1 protein-coding gene is annotated in these 390 nt (G+C 72.3%); it reads left to right on the top strand.

The genetic code is table 11. The features are described from left to right. The coding region (locus IF78_RS0142940) for a phosphopantetheine-binding protein (protein WP_031498945.1) at positions 1–390 on the top strand (390 nt) is incomplete at both ends.

The following is a 390-nucleotide window of genomic DNA, read 5'->3' on the forward strand; positions in this document are numbered from 1 at the left end:
GCGGTCGTGGCCCGCGAGGACCAGCCCGGCGACAAACGCCTGGTCGCCTACGTGGTCACCGACACCGACACCCTGGACACCGAGGCCCTGCGCGCACACACCGCCGGCCTGCTGCCCGAGTACATGGTCCCCTCCACGTTCACGGTCCTGGACCAGCTCCCGCTGACCACCAACGGCAAGGTCGACCACCGCGCCCTGCCCGCCCCCGACCAGCCCGCCGCCGGCACCGGACGCGCCCCGCGCAGCCCCCAGGAGGAGACCCTTTGCGGCCTGTTCGCCGAGATCCTCGGGGTGCCGGCGGTCAGCATCGACGACAACTTCTTCGAGCTGGGCGGCCACTCCCTCCTCGCCACCCGCCTCATCAGCCGGATCCGCACCACCCTCGACATC

Source organism: Streptomyces bicolor (genome assembly GCF_000719285.1).
GTDB classification, from domain to species: domain Bacteria; phylum Actinomycetota; class Actinomycetes; order Streptomycetales; family Streptomycetaceae; genus Streptomyces; species Streptomyces bicolor.